General features: G+C 73.8%; 4 protein-coding genes. All 4 read left to right on the top strand.

The genetic code is table 11. The features are described 5' to 3' along the window. The first annotated feature begins 55 nt into the window (after positions 1-55). The 4 genes from AC3IYJ_RS42430 to AC3IYJ_RS42415 are packed head-to-tail and all read left to right on the top strand — an operon-like array spanning position 56 to position 18,032. Positions 56-5,449 carry an acyltransferase domain-containing protein gene (locus tag AC3IYJ_RS42430; protein ID WP_489403560.1) on the top strand — a complete coding sequence of 1,798 codons (5,394 nt, stop codon included), beginning with the start codon at positions 56-58 and terminating at the stop codon, positions 5,447-5,449. Continuing rightward, the gene (locus AC3IYJ_RS42425; RefSeq protein WP_489403559.1) at positions 5,450-8,827 is read left to right on the top strand and encodes a type I polyketide synthase; all 3,378 of its coding nucleotides are present in this window, start codon (positions 5,450-5,452) and stop codon (positions 8,825-8,827) included. It begins immediately after the preceding gene. Beyond that, a complete protein-coding gene (locus AC3IYJ_RS42420; RefSeq protein WP_489403558.1) occupies positions 8,824-16,905 on the top strand; it encodes a hybrid non-ribosomal peptide synthetase/type I polyketide synthase in 8,082 nt (2,693 codons plus the stop codon). The genes AC3IYJ_RS42425 and AC3IYJ_RS42420 overlap by 4 nt, the downstream gene beginning before the upstream one ends. Then, entirely contained in the window at positions 16,902-18,032 is a 1,131-nt protein-coding gene (locus AC3IYJ_RS42415; RefSeq protein WP_489403557.1) for an LLM class flavin-dependent oxidoreductase, read from the top strand. Before AC3IYJ_RS42420 ends, AC3IYJ_RS42415 begins: the two co-directional genes overlap by 4 nt. Positions 18,033-18,047 lie beyond the last annotated feature (15 nt).

The raw sequence follows: 18,047 nt of genomic DNA, 5'->3' as shown, positions 1-18,047 counted from the left end.
CTGATCCATCGGCGCTCAAGTGTTTCAGCGTTATGTACAAGCGGAGGGGGTTCTCATGCAGATGGGCAAGGGTTCTGGGCTCGTCGACGCGTCGTCCCGTATGGACACCGTCGAGGCCGTGTCGCACTGGTTGCGCAGCGAGATCGCCGTACGGTCGGGCCGCGCGCCCGAAGAGATCCGCGACGACGATCTCTTCTCGACGGTCGGAATCGACTCGATGCGCGCCGTCGCCCTCATGGGCCACCTCTCGGAGGTGACCGGCACCCGGCTCTCCCCGGCGCTCATGTGGTCGCACCCCAGCATCGCGGCGCTCGCCGCCCGCGTCGTCGCGGGCGAGTCCGAAGCGCCCGCCGAGCTGCCGGACACCTTCCGGTCCGCGCCCCGCACCCACGAGCCGATCGCCATCACGGGCATGGCGTGCCGGCTGCCCGGGGCCGACGGCATCGAGGAGTTCTGGGAGCTGCTGCGCTCGGGCACCGACGCGGTGAGCGAGGTGCCGGCCGAGCGCTGGGACGCCGCCGCCTACCTGGACACCAACCCGGCCGCCGCCGGCAAGATGGTGACCTCCCAGGCGGGCTTCCTGCGCGGCCCGGTGGACACCTTCGACCCGCTCTTCTTCGGCATCTCCCCGCGCGAGGCCCAGGAGATGGATCCGCAGCAGCGGCTCTTCCTGGAGGTGGCCTGGGAGGCCCTGGAGGACGCGGGCCTGTCCGACGGCCGGCTGTCCGGCACCGCGACCGGTGTCTTCGCCGGGGCGATCTGGCACGACTACGCCGACCTCGGCGCGGCCGACCCGGTCGGCGCCTCCCTGCACTCGGCCACCGGCCGGGCCCTGAACATGGTCGCCAACCGCCTCAGTTACGTACTCGGGCTCACCGGCCCCAGCATCGTCCTGGACTCGGCGTGCTCCTCCTCCCTGCTCGCGGTCCACCTGGCCTGTCAGAGCATCTGGGCCGGCGAGTCCGAGACCGCCGTCGCGGGCGGGGTGAACCTGCTGCTCAGCCCCGAGACGATGGTCTCGCTCAGCAAGTTCGGCGGCCTTTCCCCGGACGGCCGGTGCAAGGCCTTCGACGCCCGGGGTGACGGCTTCGGCCGCGGCGAGGGCGCCGCGGCCGTCGTCCTCAAGCCGCTGTCCAAGGCACTGGCCGACGGCGACGACATCTGGTGCACGATCCGGGGTACGGCCACCAACAACGACGGCTTGAGCAACGGACTCACCGCCCCCAACCCGCTGGCCCAGGAAGCCGTCCTGCGCACCGCGTGCCGCCAGGCCGGCGTCTCCCCCGCCGAGGTCCAGTACGTGGAGACCCACGGCACGGGCACCGCCCTCGGCGACCCGGTCGAGGCCACCGCCCTCGGCGCGGTCTACGGCCGCGGCCGCGGCGAGGACGCGGCCCTGCGCATCGGGTCGGTCAAGAGCAACATCGGCCACCTGGAGGCGGCCGCCGGCATTGCCGGTGTGGTCAAGACCGCCCTCGCGCTGCGTCACCGCCTCATTCCGCCCAGCATCCACTTCGAGACGCCCAACCCGCACATCCCCTTCGAGGAGCTCGGTCTGCGGGTCGCGGCCGCCGAGGAGCCGTGGCCCGTGACCGGGCAGGGGCCCGCCCGGGCCGGGGTGAGCGCCTTCGGCTGGGGCGGCACCAACGTGCACGTCGTGCTCGAGGCCGTCACCGCGCCCGCGCCGCTGACCCTGACCGAGAAGCCCGGCACCGGCGCCGGCGCCGGCTCCACCGGCCGCCCGCAGGTGGCCTTCGTGTGCTCCCCGTACGGCCAGCAGTGGATCGGCATGGCCCGCACCATGCTCCGTACCGAGCCGGTCTTCCGCTCCGTACTGGAGGAGTGCGACCGCGAACTCGCGCGGTACACCGGGTGGTCCCTGCTGGAGGAGCTGTACACCGACGAGCCCGAGGCCCGCAGCGGTGACGTCGGGGTCGTGCAGCCGGTGCTGTTCGCCATCCAGGTCGGCATCGCCGCCTGGCTCGAGGCGGCCGGCGTGCGACCGGACGCCGTCGTCGGCCACAGCCTGGGCGAGGTCGCCGCCGCCGTCATCGCCGGCATCCTCGACCTGCCGGACGCGGTACGGCTCATCCACCACTACAGCGACCAGCAGCGCCGGGTCGCCGGATCCGGCAGCGGCATGGCCGTGGTCGAGCTCTCCGCCACCGACCTCCAGCGTCGGCTCGACGCCCGGGACGGGGGCGGCGACATCTCGGTCGCCACCCAGAACGGCCCACGCGCCACCGGGCTCGCGGGCTCGCGCGCCGCACTGGAGGCGCTGGTCGCCGACCTGAAGGCCGAGGGCGTGCTGTGCAGCATGATCCGCGTCGACCTGCCGGCCCACAGCGCCGGCATCGACCCGATCACCGCCGACCTCGAAGCGGCCATCGGCACGCTCACCCCGCGGCCCGGCCGCATCCCGATGATCTCCTCCGTGACGGGCGAGCCGCTCGACTGGCGGGAGGCGGACGCCTCGTACTTCGTCCGCAACCTGCGCCGGCCCGTGCTGCTGGCCCCGGCCGTCGCCCATCTGCTGGCCCACGGAACCGGCGTCCTCGTGGAGCTGAGCGCCAACCCCGTACTGGCCCCCGCGCTGCGCCAGTCCGCCGAGGAGCACGGCGGGGGCGCGGCCGTACTGACCACCATGAGCCGCGAGGGCGACGACGACCGGGCCGGGCTGGTGGACACGCTCGGGGCGCTCGCCGGGCTCGGCCTCGACGTGCGTCTTCCGGGCGAAGGTCCCGCTCGCGCCGAGCTGTTCACCCTCTCCGCGCGCACCCCGCAGGCCCTGCGGGACCTCTCCCGCTCCGTCGCCGCCGGCCTCGCGGACGGCGCGCCGGGTGCGGACCTGGCAGCCCTGGCCCGCGCGGGCCTGGAGCGGGCCCACCACCCGCACCGCCTCTCGCTCGTCGCCCACGACACGGCCGAGCTGGCCGAGGCGCTGGCAGCCCACGCCGACGGCGAGCGCCCGCCGCAGCTGTACGAGGGCGCGAATCCCGCGCAGACCCGGCCCCGGATCGCGTTCGTCTTCCCCGGCCAAGGCTCCCAGTGGATCGGGATGGGCCGCGAACTGATGCGCACGGAACCGGCGTTCGCCGCGTCCATCCGTACCACCGACGCCGCCGCCCGGGCCTGGATCGACTGGTCCGTCGAGGCCGAGCTGCGCGCCGACGCGGAGAGCTCGCAGCTGACCCGCATCGACGTGGTCCAGCCCGTGCTGTTCGCCGTCGAGGTCGCGCTCGCCGCGCTGTGGCGCTCGTGGGGCATCGAGCCCGACGCGGTCGTCGGGCACAGCATGGGCGAGGTCGCCGCCGCGCACGTCAGCGGCGCGCTGCGCGTCGAGGACGCGACCAGGATCATCTGCCGCCGCAGCCTGCTGCTGCGCCGCGCCGCCGGCCAGGGCGCCATGCTCGCGTGCGAACTGACGATGGCCCAGGCCCGCGAGCTCCTCGCCGGCCAGGAGCACCTGGTGTCGGTCGGCGTGAACAACAGCCCCCGCTCCACCGTGCTCTCCGGCGACCGCGACGTGCTCACCGCGATAGCCGGACGGCTGGAGGCCGACCAGGTCTTCTGCCGCTGGGTCAAGGTGGACGTGGCCTCGCACAGCCCGCAGATGGACCCGCTGCGCGAGGACCTGCTGTCCGCGCTGGACGGCATCGCCCCGCGGGCCGGAACGGTCCCCGTCTACTCGACCGTGACCGGCTCCGTGGCCTCCGGCGCCGAGATGGACATCCGCTACTGGGCCGACAACCTGCGCGAGCCCGTGCTCTTCGCCGACCAGGTGGCCCGCCTCGTCGAGGACGGCGTGAGCGTCTTCATCGAGATGAGCCCGCACCCGATCCTGCTCCCCGCCGTGGAGCAGGTCGCCTCGGAGAGCGGCACGGCCGTGGCCGCACTGCCCTCCCTGCGCCGCCGCGAGGAGGAACGCGACACCCTGCTCGGCTCGCTGGGCCGACTGCACGTGCTGGGCGCCCCGGCCCGCGTGGACCGCGCGCTGACCCCGGCCCCCGCCGGGCAGAAGCTGCCCCACTACCCGTGGCAGCGGGAGCGGTTCTGGATCGACGCCCCCGGCCCGGGCGACGCCGCCGCGCACGGCCGGGCCCTGCGCCGCGGCCTGCTCGGCGAGCGCTTCGACTCCCCCGTCACCCCGGGGACGCACTACTGGCAGATGGACCTCGACTCCTCGGCCGCCACCGCCTCGGACCACCGCATCGGCGGGGCCGCGGTCCTGCCGGGCGCCGCGTTCGCCGAGATGGCCCTCGCGATGTGCGCCCAGGTCCGGCCCGGCGAACAGCCCGTACTGGAGGAGTTCGCGTTCCGGGAGCCGCTGATCCTGCCCGCGCGGGGCGTGCGCCAGGTGCAGGCCGTACTGGAGGGCTCGCACGCCGGGCGGGCGCAGATCCGCTTCTTCGTCCGCGAGGACGACGGCCCGCTGTGCACGGCCGAGGCCCGGGTGGTCTTCGGCGCCGACGCCGACCCGGGCGAGCCCCTCGACCCGGCCGCGCTGGCCGGGCCGCTGACCGAGACCCTCGAGGGACCGGCCTACTACCGGGCGCTCGCCGCCTGCGGCCTGGGATACGGTCCCGCCTTCCAGGGGATCACCACCGTCTCGCGCGGCGGGGGCGCCGCCCTGGCCCGGATCGCAACGGACCCGGCGGCCCTGCCCTCCGACCCCGGCTACCGGGTGCACCCCTCGCTGCTCGACTCCGCCCTGCAGAGCGCCGTGGCCCCGCTGCTCGGCGCCGAGTGGGGCGAGGGCGCCACCCAGTGCTTCGTCAGCGAGTCCATCGGCCGACTGACGGTGTACGGAGCCCTCACCGGCGAGCTGTGGGCGTACGCGCAGTGCGAGCGGGCCGGCGACGACCGGCACTGGCGGGCCCGCGTGCGGATCCTGTCCGGCGACGGCACCCTGCTGGCCGAGGCCGAGGACCTGCGCGTGGTCAGGCTGGACTCCGTACCCGTCCTCGCCGCGGACCAGGACGTTCCGCTGGACGGACCGGCGCAGGGGGCGATCGCCGCAGGGCTGGCCGAACTGCCTGTGGCGGAGCGGCGGGCCGCGTTCGAGAACGCCGTACGGGAGATCACCGCGCAGGTGGTCAAGCTCCCCGCCCGCCGGATCGACCCCGACACCCCGCTGCGCTCGCTCGGCATCGACTCGCTGATGTCGCTGGAACTGCGCAACCGGCTGGAGGCGGCCTTCGGCGTGGAGCTGTCGGCCACGCTCATCTGGAACTACCCGACCGTGCGGGACATCGCGCCGTTCCTGGCCGGCAGGACGGGCATCGCCCTCGACGGCGACGAGATCCACGGGCGGGGCCACGGGCCGGGCCACGAGGCCGAAGCCCCCGTCCTGCCCCGGGCGATGGACGACGAAACAGACCCGGAGAGCCTCGAGGCCCTCCTCGGACGTGAACTCGCGGAACTGAGCGAGCGGATGGAGACCTTCTAGATGAGCAGCACCGCCGCCGAAGCCGCCCCGGTCGAAGACCGCTCCGGGACCGCCCTCGTCAAGGCGTTGTCCGCCGTCCGCATGCTGCGGGGCCGACTGGACGCGCTGGAGCAGAAGCGCCACGAGCCCATAGCCATCGTCGGCATGGGATGTCGACTGCCGGGAGGAGTCCGCTCCCCCGGCGAGTTCTGGCAGATGATCAGTTCCGGCACCGACGCGATCACCGGTGTGCCCGGCGACCGCTGGGACGCCGACGCCTACTACGACCCCGACCCGGCCGCTCCGGGCCGCACCACCATGCGCTTCGGCGGGTTCATCGACGGGGTCGACCGCTTCGACCCGTACTTCTTCGGCATCTCCCCGCGCGAGGCCGCGCGCATGGACCCCCAGCAGCGGCACTTCCTGGAGGTGGCCTGGGAGGCCCTGGAGGACGCGGGCCTGCCCCGGGAGAAGCTCCAGGGCAGCGCGACGGGCGTGTTCGTCGGCGCCAACGCCAGCGACTACCTCCAGATGCAGTTGGAGGACCCGGCCGGCCTCGACCCGTACACCGTGGTCGGCGGCACCAACTGCATCATCTCCAACCGGCTTTCGTACCAGCTGGACCTGCGCGGCCCGAGCATGACCGTCGACACGGCCTGCTCGTCCTCGCTGGTGGCCGTGCACCTGGCCTGCCAGTCCCTGCGCACCCAGGAGTGCTCCACCGCGGTCGCCGCCGGGATGAACCTGATCCTGTCGCCGACGATGACGGTCGCCCACTCCAAGGGCCTGCCGCTCGCCCCCGACGGCCGCTGCAAGACCTTCGACTCGAAGGCCGACGGCTACACCCGCGGCGAGGGCGTCGGCGTGCTCGTCCTGAAGCGGCTCTCGGACGCCGTCGCGGACGGCGACCGGATCTGGGCCGTCATCCGCGGCTCCGCCGTCAACCAGGACGGCCTGACCAACGGCCTGACCGCGCCCAGCGGCCTGTCCCAGCGCGATGTCATCCGGGCGGCGCTGCGCTCCGCCCGGCTGGAGCCCTCGCAGGTCACCCTGCTGGAGGCGCACGGCACCGGCACCAGCCTCGGCGACCCCATCGAGGTCGAGGCGCTGCACGAGGTGTACGGGGCCGCGGACGCGGCCGGCGGGAGCTGCGCGCTCGGGTCCGTGAAGACCAACATCGGGCACCTGGAGGCGGGCGCCGGACTGGCGGGCCTGATCAAGGTGGCGCTGAGCATCCACCACCGGGCCATCGCGCCCCACCTCCACCTGGAGGAGCTCAACCCGCACATCTCGCTCGCCGGCGGACGGCTGCGGATACCGACCTCGGCGGCGAGCTGGGACGAGCCCGCCGAGCGGCGCCACGGCGCCGTCAGCTCCTTCGGCGCGGGCGGCACCAACGCCCACGTGGTCCTCGGCCCGGCCCCGCAGGACGACGGCGTCCAGGAGGCCGCGGCCCCCGAGGTGCCGCAGGCCGCGCAGGGCCCCTGGCTGCTGCCGGTCTACGCGGGCACCGCCGACGCGCTGGTCCCGATGGCCCGCGCCTGGCGCGACCACCTGCGGACCCGCGAAGCGCGGCAGGATCCGTTCTCCGCGCTGGTGCACGGCGCCGCCACCCGGCGTACCCGGCATCCGCACCGGCTCGCGTTCGCCGCGAGCACGCACGCCGAGGCCGCCGAGCGGCTGGACATGTGGCTGGCGGAAAAGTCCCCGGCCTCCGTGTTCACCGGCCGCACCGGGCACGACATCGCCGACAAGGTCGTCTTCGTCTTTCCCGGCCAGGGCGCCCAGCGGGCCGGGATGGGCCGCGAACTGATGCGCGTCTGCCCGGTGTTCAAGGCCGCCGTGGCCGAGTGCGACGAGGCCTTCAAGCGCTGGACCGACGGCGGCTTCTCCGTCATCGACACGATCATGGGTCTGGAGGACGGGGCACCGCTGGAACGCATCGACGTCATCCAGCCGGCCCTGTTCGCCGTCGCGGTCGGACTCGCCGCCCGTGCGAAGGCCTTCGGTGTGGAGCCCGACGCGGTGGTCGGCCACAGCATGGGCGAGGTCGCCGCCGCGTACGTGGCGGGGGTCCTGAGCCTGGACGACGCGGCCCGGATCATCTGCCGCCGCAGCTTCCTGCTGCGCCGCATCAGCGGGCAGGGCGCGATGCTGGTGGTGGGCCTGCCCTTCGACCAGGCCACCGAGTTCGTCGCGGACCACAGCGACCGGGTCTCGGTCGCGGTCAGCAACAGCCCCACCTCCACGGTGGTCTCCGGCGACCCGGAGGTGCTGGCCGAGCTCGCCCGGACCCTCGAGGCCCGCAATGTCTTCTCCCGCCACGTCAAGGTGGACGTGGCCTCGCACAGCCCCCAGGTCGACGCGCTGCGCGCGGACCTGCTGGCCGAGCTGAAGGGCATCGAGCCCCGCGCGGGGCAGGTGCCGGTCCTGTCCACCGTCACCGGCGAACTGTGCGACGGTTCCGGTTTCGACGCCGAGTACTGGGCGGGCAACCTGCGCGAGCCGGTGCTCTTCTGGGACGCCGTGGGCACGCTGATCGACAGCGACCACGGGGTGTTCGTCGAAATGAGCCCCCATCCGACGCTGCTGTCCGCCGTGGAGCAGGCCTTCGAGCACGCGGGCCGCGAGGGGCTGGCCGTGCCGTCCATGCGGCGCGACGAGCCGGAGGCGCACGGCCTGCTGGAGGTCCTGGGCACCCTGCACACGCACGGCATGCCCGCCCGGCTGACCGAACTGCTCCCGGCGGCGCCGGCGCGTCCCGTACCGCTGCCCGCGTACGTCTGGCAGCACGAGAGCTTCTGGTTCCGTGCTTCGGGCGCAGCCGGCCCGGCGCCGCTGGGCGCCCTCGCCGGGGGCGAGGTGCCCGAGCCGGACGAGGCCGAGGAGCGCGGGCAGCTGCCCGCGCTGGTGGCGGCCGTGGCCGGCGCCGAGCCCGCCGCCCGCTCCGAGGCCGTCCGCTCCGAGGTCGCCGCGGTGGTGGCCGCGACCCTGGAACTCAGCCCCGACCGGGTCGACCGGACCGCCGGCTTCTTCCAGATGGGCATGGACTCCACGCTCGCCCGCTGTGCCCGGGTCCGGCTGGAGACCCTGCTCGGCCGCCGCATCCCGGCGACCGTGATGTTCGAACACCCTTCGGTGGAGGCGCTGTCCGCGTACCTGCTGCCGCTGGCGGAGCGGGCGGCTGCCGCCGGCCCGCAGGCCCCCGCGCTCTCGCCCGTACCCGCGCCCGCGCCCGAACCCGTACCCGCCGCCGCCTCCGCACCACAGGTGCCTTCGGACCTTTCCGGGTCCGAGGACGACGACGAGTCCCTCGACGAACTTCCCGAAGCCGAACTCCTCGCGCTGCTGGCCGCGGAGTCCGGTTCCCCGACGCACGCAGCCGGAGGAGCCCGATGACCGACAAGGATCGCGAGCGGCAGAACGTGCTCGCCCAGAGCGTGCGGGAGATCCGCCGCCTGCGCGAGGAGCTCGACGCCGCCGAGCGCGCCCGCACCGAGCCGATCGCCATCGTCGGCCTCGCCTGCCGGATGCCCGGCGGCGCCGAGACGCCCGAGGAGTTCTGGGAGTTCCTGAGCTCGGGCCGCGACGGCATCCGCGAGGTGCCCGAGGACCGCTGGGACACCTCCAGGCACGGCAGCCGCCTCGGCGGCTTCCTCGACCGGGTCGACGGGTTCGACGCACCGTTCTTCGGGATCTCGCCGCGCGAGGCCGCCACCCTGGACCCGCAGCAGCGCCTGCTGCTGGAGGTGGGCTGGGAGGCACTGGAGCACGCGGGCATCTCGCCGGCCGGCCTGACCGGCTCGGACACCGGGGTGTACTTCGGCGTCACCACGTACGACTACGTGCAGAGCCAGATGCAGCAGATCGACCCGGCCGACCTGGAGGCGTACAGCCTCACCAGCAACGCCTCCACCTTCGCGGCCGGCCGGTTCTCGTACTGGCTGGGCCTGCAGGGCCCCAGCCTCTCCGTCGACACCGCGTGTTCGTCCTCGCTGGTCGGCGTGCACCTGGCGTGTCAGAGCCTGCGCTCCGGCGAGACCGGCATGGCGCTGGCGGGCGGCGTCAACGTCCTGCTGTCGCCCGAGTGGTTCGGCATCGCCGACAAGGCGAACATGCTGGCACCGGACGGGCACTGCAAGACCTTCGACTCCCGCGCCGACGGCTACGTACGCAGCGAGGGATGCGGAGTCGTCGTCCTCAAGCGTCTCTCCGACGCCCGCGCGGCCGGTGACCGCGTCCTCGGGCTCATCCGCGGCTCCGCCGTCAACCAGGACGGCCGCAGCGGCGGCATCACCGTCCCGAACGCCGCCGCCCAGCAGGACGTCATCCGCACCGCGCTCGCCGCGGCCCGCGTGGAGCCTGCGGAGATCGGCTACGTGGAAGCGCACGGCACCGGCACCCCGCTGGGCGACCCGCTGGAACTGCGCGCCCTGGACGCCGTACTGGGCGGGCGCGCGCCGGGCGAGGAACTGGTCGTCGGCTCGGTCAAGAGCACCATCGGTCACCTGGAGCCCGCCGCCGGCATCGCCGGTCTGATCAAGGTCGTGCTCTCGCTGCAGAACGAGGAGATCCCGGCGCAGCTTCACCTGGAGGAGGTGAACCCGGAGATCGGCATCGAGGACCTCTCGGTCACCTTCCCGCGCACCGCCCTGGCCTGGCCGCGCGGCGACAAGCCCCGTCTCGCGGGCGTCAGTTCCTTCGGCGCGAGCGGCACCAACGCCCACGTCGTCGTCGAGGAGGCACCCGCCGACCCGGCCCCCGTGCCCGCCGCCGGCCGCGAGGTCGAGGGCGAGCGCACCGTGCAGCTGCTGGCCCTGTCCGCCAAGAGCCCGGCCGCGCTCGCCGACGTGGCCGCGCGCCACGCCGCGTACCTGGGCGGTCCGGACGCCGCGCCGCTCGCCGACGTCTGCCACACCGCCGCCACCGGCCGCGCCCCGCTGGCGCACCGGCTGACCGTGGTCGCCGACTCCGCCGAGGAGATGCGCGAGAAGCTGGCCGCGTACGCGCCCGGCGCGCTCCTGCCGGCGGGCGCCCGCACGGGCCACGTGCCCGGCGGCGCGCGGCCGAAGGTCGCCTTCCTCTTCACCGGCCAGGGCTCGCAGTACGCGGGCATGGGGGCGGGCCTCTACGCGAGCGAGCCGGTCTTCCGGGACGCGATCGACCGGTGCGACGCCATCGTCTCGGATCTGACGGACCGCTCGCTGCTCTCCGTGCTCCACCCGGAGACCGCCGACGCCGCGCTGGTGGACGAGACCCGCTGGACCCAGCCCGCCCTGTTCGCCGTCGAGTACGCGCTCGCGGAACTCTGGCGCTCCTGGGGCATCGAACCGGGCGCCGTGCTCGGCCACAGCATCGGCGAGATTGTCGCGGCCTGCGTGGCGGGCGTGCTGTCCCTCGAGGACGCCCTGACCCTCGCGGTGCGGCGCGGCAGCCTGATGCAGGAACTGTCGGTGGAGGGCGCCATGGCGGCGGTCTTCACCACCGTGGAGCGGCTCGCCGAGGCGCTGCGGCCGTACGAGGGCGAGCTGTCGGTGGCCGCGGTCAACGGCCCCGAGTCCCTGGTCGTCTCCGGCGGCGCCAGGGCGCTGGACGTGCTGCTGGCCGAGCTTGCGGCGGCGGGCGTCAAGTCCAAGCGACTCACGGTCACCCGGGGCTTCCACTCGCCGCTGATGGACCCGGTGCTGGACGAGTTCGAGCGCACGGCGGCCGCCCTGACCTACGCGGCCCCCCGCATCCCGGTCGTCTCGAACGTCACCGGCGAGCCGCTGACCGGCCCGCAGGCCTTCTCCGCGGGCTATCTGCGCGAGCACGTCCGCCGTCCCGTGGACTTCCTGCGGGGCATGACCGCCCTGCACGGGCTGGGCTTCCGGATCTTCGTGGAGACCGGCCCGCAGCCCGCGCTCTCCGGCATGGCCAAACGGTTCGTCCCCGGTGCGGGCGACGGCGAACAGGCCCCGGTGTTCCTGCCGTCGCTGCGCAAGGGCCACGACGACGGCCGGGTGGCGCTGGACAGCCTGGGCGCCCTGTACGCGCTGGGGGCGCCGGTCGACTGGGCCGCGTACGACGCGGGCCGCGGCCGGCGGCGCGCCGCGCTGCCGACGTACCCCTTCCAGCGCACCCGCCACTGGTTCACGCCGAGCGCCCGCCCGGCGGCGGCCGCGCCCGTCGTGGGCGGGACCGGCTCGGCGCGCCTGCTGGGCGAGCTGGTGCCCTCGCCGCTGGACTCGACGCAGTACTCGGCGGTGCTCGACACCACCGGCCACCCCTGTCTGGGCGACTGCGTGATGGACGGGCTCCCCGTCGTCAACATCGGCGTCTACCTGGAGTCGGCCCTGGAGTCGGCCCGGGCCGAGGGCGGCGGCGCAGGCGCGCTGATCGAGGAGTGCCTGGTCCTCCAGAGCATGATCCTCGACGAGGACCAGCGGGCCCGGGTGCAGCTCGTACTGGACCCGGCGCCCGGCGGCCGCACCGCGTACCGCTTCTACTCCGCCCGCCGGGACGGCGCCGGCTGGCTGCTGCACTCGCAGGGCAAGCTCGCCCCGCTGCCCGCGGGCACACCGGCCGCGACCGATCTGGACGCGCTGCGCGCCCCGCTCTCCGAGGAGACCACCGGCGAGGAGTTCTACCGCCGGATGTGGCGCCGCAAGCTGTACCTCGGCCCCACCGCCCAGTGGATCGAGCACGTGTGGAGCGGAGAGGGCGAGGCCGTCGCGAGGATGCGCGCCCCGCGCCCGGGCGAGGCCGACGGCTACCGGCTGCACCCCGGCCAGACCGACGCGCTGTTCCAGTCCCTGTTCGCCTGCCTGCCCGAGGGCACCCCCGAAGACGCCACCTTCATGCTGGTGGGCATCGACCGCTTCGCCTTCCACGGGTTCTCCGGCGCGCAGGGCGAGACGTACTGCCGGGTGCGGCTGCTGCCGTCGCCCGACCCGCAGGGGATGCTGCTCGCCGAGGCCGCGCTCTACGACGAGCGGGGCCGCACGGTGGTCGAGGCCACCGGTGTGTGCCTGCGCCGCGCCGAGAAGGACCAGCTGCTGCGCACGGAAGGCACCACCCCCGTACCGTCCATCGCCGCCCCGCTCGCCCCGGCCGCCGTACCCGCCCAGCTGGACGCCGCGGGCGTACGGGAGCTGCTGACAGCGACCGTGGCCCGCGCGCTGGGCACCTCGCCGGACGCGGTGGACCGCGACGAGCCGCTGCAGAACCTCGGCCTGGACTCGCTGATGGCGCTGGAGGTCAAGGAGGCGCTGTCCGTCGCGCTCGGGGTCTCGCTGCCCCTGGTGGCCTTCCTGGAGGGCCGCAGCGTCAGCACGCTCGGCGACCAGGTCCTGGAGACCCTGGGCACTCCCGAGGAGGCCCCGGCAGGTGCGGGCCCCGAGGGCTCGGCCCCGCGGCCGGCGCTCACCTCGGGCGGCGACCGGTTGCCGGAGCTGATCCGCGACGAGGCGGCCCGCTACGAGCCGTTCCCGCTGACCGACCTCCAGCAGGCCTATCTGGTGGGCCGCTCCAGCGCCTTCGAACTCGGCAACGTCTCCACCTACTTCTTCATCGAGGTCGACCTCGACGGGGTGGACGTGGACCGGCTGCAGGACTCCCTGCGCCTGATGATCGGCCGCCACGACATGCTCCGCGCCGTGATGACCGAGGACGGCTACCAGAGGGTGCTGCCCGAGGTCGCCCCGTACGAGATCCGCACGACCGATCTGCGCGGCTGCGCCGAGGAGGAGCGCGGCGCGCGGCTGGCCGAACTCCACGACGAGGTCGCCGGACAGGTCTTCGACACCGCCGTGTGGCCGCTGTTCGACATCCGCGCCACGCGCGTGACCGAGGGCCGCACCCGCCTGCACATCGGGCTCGACGCGCTGATCATCGACGCGTGGAGCACCTCGACGCTGTTCCGCGAGTGGGCCGCCGCCTACCGCGGCGAGGCCGGAGCGCTGCCCGAGATCCCGCTCACCTACCGGGACTACGTGGTGACGGCCAAGGCCGTCGAGGAGACCGACCTGCACGCGACCTCGCTCGCCTACTGGCGCGAGCGGATCGACACCCTGCCGCCGGCCCCCGAACTGCCGCTGGCCACGGACCCGGGCGCGCTGGAGCACCCGGCGTTCACCCACCGCTCCAGCCGGATCGAGGCCGAGGACTGGTCGCGCTTCAAGGCGTACGCCTCGGCGGCCGGTGTCACCCCGTCGGCCGCGCTGTGCACGGCGTATTCCCAGGTGCTGGCCTCCTGGAGCAAGTCCAGCCGGTTCACGCTGAACGTGCTCTTCTTCAACCGGCTGCCGCTGCACGAGCAGGTCGGCAACGTGCTCGGCAACTTCAGTGCCACCACCCTGCTGGAGATCGACTCCACCGCCTCGACCGCCTTCGGCGAGCGGGCCGGACGCATCCAGCGCCAGTTGTGGACCGACCTGGAGCACAGCCACGTCAGTGGTGTCGCGGTACTGCGCGAGCTCAACCGGGCCCGCGGCGGCAATGCCCGCGCCAACATGCCGGTCGTCTTCGCCAGCACCGTCAACTTCGCGGCCAAGGAGGACTCCGCGGCCTCCGTGGGCCTGGCCCAGCACCTCACCTCCATCGGCGAGGGCGGCCAGGAGGTCTCCAGCTCGATCCGGACCCCGCAGGTGTGGCTCGACCACCAGGTGGTCGAGGACGCCGGCGCGCTGATCGTGAACTGGGACGTCATCGAGGAGCTCTTCCCCGGCGGGATGATCGACGCGATGTTCGGCGCGTACCTCGACGTGCTGCGCGGCCTGTGCCACGAGGAGGACGCCTGGCGCCGCCCGGCGCACGCCCTGGCCCCGGCCGCCGAGCTCGACGTGCGCCGGTCGGTCAACTCGACGGCCGGGCCGCTGCCCACGGGCCTGCTGCACGAGCCGTTCGCCGCGCAGGCCGCCGCCCACCCCGAACGGGTCGCGGTGATCGCCCCCGGCCGCGAGCTCACGTACGGGGAACTGGACGTGCACACCGACCGGCTGGGCCGCTGGCTCCTGGAGGCGGGCGCCGGTCCCGGCACGTTCGTCGGCATCGTGATGGAAAAGGGCTGGGAGCAGGTCGCCGCCACCATCGGCGTGCTGAAGTCGGGCGCCGCGTACGTGCCCATAGACGCCGGTGTGCCCGCCGAGCGGCTGCGGCTGCTCCTGGAGAAGTCCGGCATCCGCCTGGTCCTGACTCAGAGCCGTGTCGAGGCCGACACCTCGTGGCCGGAGGGGACCCTCCGGCTGAGCGTGGACGGCCCCGGGGCACTGGCCGTGCCGGCGGGCGCCCTGCCCGCCTCGGCCGCGCGCCCGGACGACCTCGCGTACGTCATCTTCACCTCCGGCTCCACGGGCCAGCCCAAGGGCGTGATGATCGAGCACACGGGCGCCCTGAACACCTGTCTCGACATCAACGAGCGGTTCGGCATCACGCACGAGGACCGGGTCCTGGCCCTGTCCGCGCTCAACTTCGACCTGTCGGTGTACGACGTGTTCGGCGTCCTCGCCGCCGGCGGCGCGATCGTCCTGCCGGCCCCGGACGCGCACCGCGAGCCCGGCCGCTGGGCCGAGCTGGTGACCGCGCACGGGGTGACCGTCTGGAACAGCGTGCCGACGCTGATGGAGATGTTCACCGAGCACGCGCTGGGCGCCGGGATGACCGCCACCCTGCCCCTGCGCACGGTGATGATGAGCGGTGACTGGATCCCGCTGACCCTCCCGGAGCGCATCGCCACGCTGCTGCCCGAGGCGGCCGTGTGGAGCCTGGGCGGGGCGACCGAGGCGTCGATCTGGTCGATCGCGCACCGGGTGACCGGCCCCGCCGACCCCGCGCTGACCTCGGTCCCGTACGGAAAGCCCCTGCTCAACCAGCAGTTCCACGTACTGAACGAGGCCATGCAGCCCAGCCCGGTGTGGGTGCCCGGCCAGCTGTACATCTCCGGAGCGGGCCTGGCCCGCGGCTACCTCGGCGACGAGGCGAAGACCCGGGCGGCCTTCCTGCGCCACCCGGCCACCGGCGAGCGGCTGTACCGCACCGGCGACCTGGGCCGGTACCTGCCGGACGGGAACATCGAGTTCCTGGGCCGGGAGGACTTCCAGGTCAAGATCCAGGGGTACCGGATCGAGCTCGGCGAGATCGAGTGCGCGCTGCTGGCCTGCGACTCGGTGCGCGCCGCGGTGGTCTCGGCGGTCGGCGAACGCCAGGGCGCCAAGCGGCTGGTGGCCTACGTCGTCCTCGACAAGGAAAGCGGCTGCGAGGTCACGCCCGAACTGCTCGCGAAGACGATCGGCACGGCCCTGCCCTCGTACATGGTCCCGCAGTACATCCTGATCCTCGACGAGCTGCCACTGACCGCCAACGGCAAGGTCGACCGCTCCTCGCTGCCGGTGCCCGGCGCCGAGGCCGCCGACGGCGACGCCACACAGACTCCCCGGGACCTGACCGAGAGCGAACTCGCCTCGATCTGGGCCGAGTTCTTCCCGGACACCGGCTTCGGCGTGCACACCGACTTCTTCGCCCTGGGCGGCAACTCGCTCCTCGCGGTCCGGCTGATGTCCGAGATCCGGGTCCGGCTCGGCTGTTCGCTGCCGCTGTCCACGCTGTTCGCCCGGCCGACGATCGCCCTGCTCGCCGCGGCGATCCGGGAGGCCGGCGGTGCGGTGCGCCGCACCGCGCTGGTGCCCATCCGCACCGGGGGCACGCGGACCCCGCTGTTCATCGTCCACCCGGTCGGCGGAGACGTTCTCTGCTACGGCGAACTGGCCGCGCTGCTCGGTGAGGACCAGCCGTTCTACGCCCTCCAGGTGCCGGACGGCGAGCCCCTCGAGACCGTGCCCGAGCTGGCCGCGCACTACGCCGCCGCCCTCACCGCCGCGGTGCCGCAGGGACCGTACCGGCTCGGAGGCTGGTCCATGGGCGGCGTCATCGCCCTGGAGACGGCCCGGCAGCTGACCGCCGCCGGGCACGAGGTCGAACACCTCGCCCTGATCGACCTGCTCGAGGCCCCGGGTCCGGCGCCCCGGCGGGCGGAGATCGACGACGCCGTCCTGCTCTCGTGGTTCGGCCGGGACCTCGCGGGCCTGGCCGGGACCTCGTGGGAGCCGGACCCGGAGCTGTTCCGCGCGGCGGACTGCCCCGACGAGGCGTTCGAGATCCTGTACACCGAGGCGGCAGGGCTGGGCGTCCTCCCGGCGGGCATCGGTCTCGAGATGTTCAGCGAGATCTACACCCGCTTCGCCCGCAACTTCCGGGCCCTGCTGGCCTACGCGCCGCAGCCGTACGCGGGAGAGACCGCGTTCCTGCGCGCCGAGGACGGTTCCACCGACGAGGCGGTCGCCGCCTGGTCGCAGCTGTTCCCCTCCGGCTTCCACTACGTCGCACTGCCGGGCGACCACTACTCGGTCATGCGGTCGCCGCTCCTGCGGCAGTTGGCCGACCAGCTCTCCCTCTGGCTCGCCGGAACGGCGGCCCGACCCCTCGAAGGAATACAGTCATGACGCTGAAGTTCGGTGCCTTCATCCCTCCGTTCCACTCCCTGGGTGAGGACCCCACGACGTCCTTCTGGCGGGACCTGGACCTCATCAGCTGGCTGGACGAGCTGGGTCTGGACGAGGCCTGGGTGGGCGAGCACCACTCGGGCGGCTGGTCCACGGTCAGTTCCCCCGAGGTGTTCCTCGCCGCCGCGGCCGAGCGCACCCGCCGCATCAAGCTCGGCACCGGAGTGGTGAGCCTCCCGTACCACCACCCGCTGACCGCGGCCAACCGCATCGTGCAGCTGGACCACCAGAGCGGCGGGCGGGCCATGTTCGGCATGGGCGCCGGGGTCTCGCCGGCCGACGCCCACATGATGGGCATCTCGGCCGGTGACCAGCGCCGCATGATGGCCGAGTCGCTGGAGGCGCTGGTCCGCCTGTTCGAGGGCGACGAGCCGGTCAACATGAAGACCGACTGGTTCGAGCTGCGCGACGCCCAGCTGCACCTGCGCCCGTACACCAAGCCGCGCTTCGACATGGCCGTCGCGAGTGCCGGCACGGAGCGCGGCATGCGCCTGGCGGGCCAGTACGGCCTGGAGGCGCTGACCTTCGCGGGCCGCCCGGGCATGTCGGAGCCCCCGCTGGCACAGCTGTGGGCGGCGGGCGAGGAGGAGGCCGCCAAGTACGGCCAGAGCGTGGACCGCTCCAAGTGGCGCGTGGCGATCTGTCTGCACGTCGCGGAGACCCGCGAGGAGGCCCTGGACCAGGTCCGCGCCGGAATGAGCCACTGGTTCCGCGAGTACGTGCGCGACACGGTCGGCGCCTCCGCGAAGCTGCCCGAGGGCCGCGAGGCCGAGGTGGCCGTCGAGACCCACACCGCGATCATCGGCTCCGTCGAGGACGTCATCGAGGGCATCGAGCGCATGCAGCGTGAGAGCGGCGGCTTCGGAACCCTGCTGGTCAACACCCAGGACTGGGCCACCCGCGAGCAGACCAAGCGCAGTTACGAGCTGCTCGCCCGCTACGTGGCTCCGCACTTCACCGGTGCGCTCGACAGCCGTCGCGCGTCCCAGAAGTGGGTCTCGGAGAACAAGGCCGGCTTTGCCGCACAGGCCCGGGAGGCCGCGGCCCAGACCTCGGCCCCCCGCTGACCCCCCACCACGGAC

This window comes from Streptomyces sp. GL_140, assembly GCF_057834465.1.
The sequence above is the reverse complement of the archived record's forward strand: the minus strand, read 5'-3'. Positions and strand labels throughout refer to the sequence as shown.

Excerpts from the sequence above, each read along its gene's own strand:
- AC3IYJ_RS42420 (WP_489403558.1), top strand. The coding sequence starts at position 8,824 with ATGACCGACAAGGATCGCGAGCGGCAGAACGTGCTCGCCCAGAGCGTG.
- AC3IYJ_RS42425 (WP_489403559.1), top strand. The coding sequence starts at position 5,450 with ATGAGCAGCACCGCCGCCGAAGCCGCCCCGGTCGAAGACCGCTCCGGG.
- AC3IYJ_RS42430 (WP_489403560.1), top strand. The coding sequence starts at position 56 with ATGCAGATGGGCAAGGGTTCTGGGCTCGTCGACGCGTCGTCCCGTATG.
- AC3IYJ_RS42415 (WP_489403557.1), top strand. The coding sequence starts at position 16,902 with ATGACGCTGAAGTTCGGTGCCTTCATCCCTCCGTTCCACTCCCTGGGT.